The 4,882-nt window shown below is 71.9% G+C and carries 6 protein-coding genes and 1 tRNA gene; 4 read left to right on the top strand and 3 right to left on the bottom strand.

Annotated features, from left to right (window positions below):
• Positions 1-24 precede the first annotated feature (24 nt).
• Positions 25-543 carry a gluconokinase gene (locus AOK18_RS07520; protein WP_055693815.1) on the bottom strand — a complete coding sequence of 173 codons (519 nt, stop codon included), beginning with the start codon at positions 541-543 and terminating at the stop codon, positions 25-27.
• 137 nt (positions 544-680) lie between these two features.
• On the opposite strand from AOK18_RS07520, the gene AOK18_RS07515 reads away from it, so the two are divergent.
• Positions 681-1,382: a FadR/GntR family transcriptional regulator gene (locus tag AOK18_RS07515; RefSeq protein WP_055574797.1), complete on the top strand. Its 702-nt coding sequence runs from the start codon at positions 681-683 to the stop codon at positions 1,380-1,382.
• Positions 1,383-1,387: 5 nt separating this feature from the next.
• Here the strand turns inward: AOK18_RS07515 and AOK18_RS07510 are convergent, their stop codons facing one another.
• Positions 1,388-1,762: a YchJ family protein gene (locus AOK18_RS07510; protein WP_055693814.1), complete on the bottom strand. Its 375-nt coding sequence runs from the start codon at positions 1,760-1,762 to the stop codon at positions 1,388-1,390.
• Between the two features lie 73 nt (positions 1,763-1,835).
• Positions 1,836-1,920, bottom strand: a tRNA-Leu gene (locus AOK18_RS07505).
• Between the two features lie 349 nt (positions 1,921-2,269).
• Here AOK18_RS07505 and AOK18_RS07500 point away from each other — a divergent pair.
• The 3 genes from AOK18_RS07500 to AOK18_RS07490 form a co-directional block, all read left to right on the top strand.
• Positions 2,270-3,595, top strand: coding sequence for a M20/M25/M40 family metallo-hydrolase (locus AOK18_RS07500; protein WP_055574799.1), 1,326 nt, complete (start codon positions 2,270-2,272; stop codon positions 3,593-3,595).
• Positions 3,596-3,737: 142 nt separating this feature from the next.
• Positions 3,738-3,971 (top strand): chaplin ChpH, encoded by a 234-nt coding sequence (gene chpH, locus AOK18_RS07495; protein WP_055574800.1) that lies wholly within the window; start codon positions 3,738-3,740, stop codon positions 3,969-3,971.
• 268 nt (positions 3,972-4,239) lie between these two features.
• Positions 4,240-4,882 (top strand): chaplin (locus AOK18_RS07490; protein WP_055693813.1); only part of this gene is annotated, 643 nt, incomplete at its 3' end.

Here is a 4,882-nt window from a genome sequence, read left to right as displayed (position 1 = left end):
GCCGGTGCCGGCGCCGGGTGGGGGCTAGGAGGACGCTCCGGAGAGGTCCGCGAGGGCGGCGACCGCCTGCTCGGTGATCTCCTCGGGGCTGCCCGAGACCTCCACGGCGACCCCGGGCTCGTCCGTCTCCAGCGGCTGGAGCGTGGCGAACTGGGAGTCGAGCAGGGCCGTGGGCATGAAGTGCCCCTCGCGGTGCGACATCCGGTCCTCGATCAGCGCGCGGTCACCCGTGAGGTGCACGAAGACCACGTCGGGCGCGGCGGCCCGCAGCCGGTCGCGGTACGACCGCTTCAGGGCCGAGGAACTGACCACCCCGCCGAGTCCGGCACGCCCGTGCGCCCATTCGCCGATGGCGTCCAGCCAGGGCCAGCGGTCCTCGTCGTCGAGCGGGGTGCCCGCCGACATCTTGGCGATGTTGGCCGGCGGGTGGAAGTCGTCGCCCTCGGCGTACGGGACGCCGTACCGGGCCGCGAGCAGGGGACCGATGGTGGTCTTGCCGGTGCCCGCGACGCCCATGACCACTACGACGTGGGGGGTGTTCATCGCTGCCTCACTGTCTGCTGTCGTCGTCGACAACCTGATGTCGAGGCAACTGAAACCTAAAGGTAAGACAAATACAAGACTGTGTGACCAATAAGTCTGACCTTTGGTTCCGGTGATCCGCCCCGTACGCTGAGTGCATGAGCATCACGGGCCGGGGGCTGCACGGCCACGTACTGGACACCCTCGGCCCCGAGATCACGGCGGGCGCGTACCCGCCCGGCAGCGTCCTGCGCACCGACGAACTCGCCCAGCGGTTCGACGTGTCGCGCTCCGTGATGCGCGAGGCGGTGCGCGTCCTGGAGTCCATGCACCTCGTGGAGTCCCGGCGCCGGGTGGGCGTCACGGTCCGCCCCGCCTGCGACTGGAACGTGTACGACCCCCAGGTCATCCGCTGGCGGCTGGCCGGCGCGGACCGCCCCCGCCAGCTGCGCTCGCTCACGGTGCTGCGCTCGGCCGTCGAACCGGTCGCGGCGGGCCTCGCCGCCCGCAACGCCACCGCCGAGCAGTGCGCCGAACTCACCGAGTGCGCCCTCGGCATGGTCGCCAACTCGCGCGGCGGGCAGCTGGAGGGGTACCTCTTCCACGACGTGGCCTTCCACCGCGTGATCCTCACCGCGTCCGGCAATGACATGTTCGCCCGCCTCGGCGACGTCGTCGCCGAGGTCCTGACCGGCCGCACCCATCACGACGTGATGTTCGACGACCCCGACCCGGCCGCGGTCACCCTGCACGTCCAGGTCGCCGAAGCGGTCCGCGAACGCGACGCCGCCCGCGCGGAGGAACTGACCCGCCAGATCACCGTGGGCGCCCTCCAGGAACTGGACATCCTGGCGCCGTAGGCCGCCTACTGCGGGAATTCCCCGTCGACGTACACCCAGGCCCCGTCCACCCGCTCGAAGCAGCTCCGCTCGTGCAGCGAGCCGCCCCGGTAGGACGCCCGGAAGGCCACCGTCCCGGTGGAGTGGAAGGCGGACCCGCCGGCCGTCTCCAGGATCTCCAGCCCGGTCCACCGCGTCCCGGGATCGAGGTCGACCCGTTCCGGCCGCGTCCGCGGGTGCCACGTGCGCAGCAGGTAACCGGCGTCCAGCCGCACGAAGGCGCAGTACCGCGACCGCATCAGCCGCTCGGCGGTCGGCGCGGCGGCCGCCCCGGCGTGGAAGCGGCCGCAGCACGCCCCGTAGGCCTCGGGGAGCCCGCAGGGGCAGGGGCGGTCGGCCATGGTCTTCCTCCGGGACGGGGGCGTGGCAACGCGCGAGGGCCGCGACCTGGTGGTCGCGGCCCTCGCGTTCATGTGTCCGAGGGGGGACTTGAACCCCCACGCCCGTTAAAGGGCACTAGCACCTCAAGCTAGCGCGTCTGCCATTCCGCCACCCGGACAAGGTGTCTGACGCGCGGGTTTCCCCCGCGGCGACGACGTAAACATTACCAGGCTTTCCGGGGTGTCCGATCACCCGCCGACGGGCGTGCGGCCCGGCCGCGTCCGGGTGCGGCCGCCCCCGGGCCCGGTCGTGCTCCCACCCGGCTTCGGTCCGGTTCCCGCCCGGCTTCGGTCCGGCCCCCGCCCGGGTCGCGCTCTCGGTCCCGGCGTGGACGCGGTGCGACGGGCCGGGTCCCGTCTTGGGGCGGGGCCGCTCAAGGGAGAGGATGAGGGAAGAGCCACGAGCAGTGACAGCGTGCGGCGAACAGTGCGCAGGCAACAGTGCGCAGCGACAGCGGGAGGAACCACGTGAGCGCGACGGACACGGCCAAGGGCGTCACCGGCGAGGACGAGGTCGTGGACCTCTGCCGCGACCTGATCCGGATCGACACCAGCAACTACGGCGACCACTCGGGACCCGGCGAGCGCAAGGCGGCCGAGTACATCGCCGAGAAGCTCGCCGAGGTGGGGCTCGAACCGCAGATCTTCGAGTCGCACAAGGGCCGCGCCTCCACCGTGGCCCGCATCGAGGGGGAGGACCCCTCCCGGCCGGCCCTGCTGATCCACGGCCACACCGACGTCGTACCGGCCAACGCCGACGACTGGACCCACCACCCCTTCTCCGGCGAGATCGCCGACGGCTGCGTGTGGGGGCGCGGCGCCGTCGACATGAAGGACATGGACGCGATGACCCTGGCGGTCGTCCGCGACCGCCTGCGCAGCGGACGCAAGCCCCCGCGCGACGTCGTCCTCGCCTTCCTCGCCGACGAGGAGGCCGGCGGCACGTACGGCGCCAAGCACCTGGTCCGCGAGCACCCCGAGCTGTTCGAGGGCGTCACCGAGGCGATCGGCGAGGTCGGCGGCTTCTCCTTCACCGTGAACGAGAAGCTGCGCCTCTACCTCGTCGAGACCGCCGAGAAGGGCATGCACTGGATGCGGCTCACCGTCGACGGCACGGCCGGCCACGGCTCGATGACCAACGACGACAACGCGATCACCGAACTCTCCGAGGCGGTCGCCCGGCTCGGCCGCCACACGTGGCCGGTACGGGTCACCAAGACCGTACGGGCCTTCCTGGACGAGCTCTCCGACGCCCTCGGCACCGAGCTCGACCCGGAGAACATGGACGAGACCCTCGCCAAGCTCGGCGGTATCGCCCGCATGATCGGCACCACGCTGCGCAACTCGGCGGCGCCCACCATGCTCGGCGCCGGCTACAAGGTCAACGTCATCCCGGGCCAGGCCACCGCGCACGTCGACGGCCGCTTCCTGCCCGGGTACGAGGAGGAGTTCCTGGCCGACCTCGACCGGATCCTCGGCCCGCGGGTGAAGCGCGAGGACGTGCACGCGGACAAGGCGCTGGAGACCGGCTTCGACGGTCGGCTCGTCGACGCCATGCAGCTGGCGCTCGGTGCCGAGGACCCGATCGCGCGGGCGGTGCCGTACATGCTCTCCGGCGGCACGGACGCCAAGTCCTTCGACGACCTCGGCATCCGCTGCTTCGGCTTCGCCCCGCTGAAGCTGCCGCCGGAGCTGGACTTCGCCGGCATGTTCCACGGGGTCGACGAGCGGGTGCCGGTGGACGGCCTGAAGTTCGGTGTGCGGGTGCTCGACCGGTTCCTGGACGCGTCCTGAACGGCCCGTCCATATTAGTGCAGACGTGCGGAGTTGACCGGGAAGAGTGAATCCGACGATAAGCTCGTAGCCTCATTACTCCCTCCTCGTTACCCGTGATGTGATCCGCGGATTCGGATCGCCTTACCAATGAGGAGGAACAATGCTGAAGAAGGTCGTCGCCGTCGCCGCCGCCACCGGTGGACTGGTTCTCGCGGGTGCGGGCATGGCCGCCGCCGATTCCGGTGCCCAGGGTGCCGCCCTGAACTCCCCGGGTGTCGCCTCGGGCAACGTCGTCCAGGTTCCGGTGCACGTCCCGGTGAACGCCTGCGGCAACACGGTCTCCGTGATCGGGCTGCTGAACCCCGCGTTCGGCAACGCCTGCGTCAACCAGTGACGTTGTGCCACGCCCCTTAGGGCACGCCCTTTCAGGGCTCGAGCCGGTCGGCCCCGGAGCGCGTGCCGTGCGCTCCGGGGCCGACCGGTTTTCCCGTACGCCCCGAACACCGGGAGGGGAATCCGTGGATCCCGCGGAGCCCGAGAGGGCTGAGGAATCCCGGGATTCCACGGATTCCACGGACTCCACGGATTCCACGGACTCCACGGAGTCCCGGGAATCCGTGGAAAACCTCCCCGGTACCTGCTCGAAGACAGGGAATCATCACATGCGACAGGTCACCCGCAAGGGCCTGATGACCGTGGCGGCCGCGTCCGGCGTGATCGCCGCCGCGGGCGGGGTCGCGCACGCCGACTCCGGCGCACAGGGCGCGGCCCACGGGTCGCCCGGCGTGCTCTCCGGGAACTCGGTGCACGCGCCGGTGCACGCGCCGGTCAACGTCTGCGGCAACACGGTCGCCGCCCTCGGCGTCCTCAACCCGTCCGCGGGCAACTCCTGCGCCCACCACGGCGGCTCCCCGTCGGGCGGTCACGGTGGCGCGCGGGCCGACGGGGACACCACCGGCTCGCCCGGTGTGGCGTCCGGCAACCGCGTCGAGGTGCCGGTCCACGTTCCGGTGAACGTCTGCGGCAACAGCGTCGACGTCGTCGGCCTCGGCAATGCCGCTCAGGGCAATGACTGCGCGAGCGGCGGACCCGGCGACCGGGAGACGCCCGATGCGCCCGGCGAGCCGGGTGAAGCCGAGCCGGGCACGCCGCCCACCCCGGACGAGGCCGCCCCCGGCGGCTCCGCGCCCGACGACGAGCCGGTCACCCGCACCGCCCCCCGGCCCCGAGACGACGTGGAACTCGCCGCCACCGGCAGCGAGCTGCCGGTCGGTCTCGTCCTGCCGGCCGGCGCGGGCGCGCTGC

The sequence above is a fragment of the Streptomyces prasinopilosus genome (assembly GCF_001419695.1).
GTDB classification, from domain to species: Bacteria; Actinomycetota; Actinomycetes; order Streptomycetales; family Streptomycetaceae; genus Streptomyces; species Streptomyces prasinopilosus.
This window is presented reverse-complemented; position numbering and strand designations above follow the sequence as displayed.